Origin of the sequence: Parafrigoribacterium mesophilum, assembly GCF_039652555.1 — a bacterium.
In the GTDB taxonomy this organism is placed as follows: domain Bacteria; phylum Actinomycetota; class Actinomycetes; order Actinomycetales; family Microbacteriaceae; genus Parafrigoribacterium; species Parafrigoribacterium mesophilum.
Window position 1 is genome coordinate 1 of the sequence record NZ_JBDJAF010000019.1, and the last position, 347, is coordinate 347.

Consider the following 347-nt stretch of genomic DNA (forward strand, 5'->3'; position numbering starts at 1 on the left):
GCTTCCGCATTCTTGCGGGGGAACGGATTGAACGGGATTTCGAGTTCGGGGTGAACCAGGTCGGGCCGGTTGCGCTTGAGCCAGGCCATGTGCTGCTTGATGATCGACCAGACAGTATACCGTGACCCCTTGCTCCAGGGCCTCGTGCCGAGCCAAACGATAAACGCATTGAGAATGCCGCTATCGACGTCGCGCGTGGCTAAGATGGCGGAATCGTATTCGGCAAGGAACGCAAACCAGAACTTCAAAGTACGGAACGCTGAGCCTCTGTTGGCCGGTTGTTTGGCAGCATAGTGATGCCGGAACGCGAGCGCCCACTCGGCAGCCATGGTCGGCCGATCGAAGAT

At 58.5% G+C, this 347-nt stretch carries 1 protein-coding gene; it reads right to left on the reverse strand.

What is annotated here, in order from left to right:
* Positions 1–329: hypothetical protein (locus ABFX56_RS15920; RefSeq protein WP_346234345.1), on the reverse strand; the 329-nt coding region annotated here is incomplete at its 3' end.
* Between the last annotated feature and the right edge of the window lie 18 nt (positions 330–347).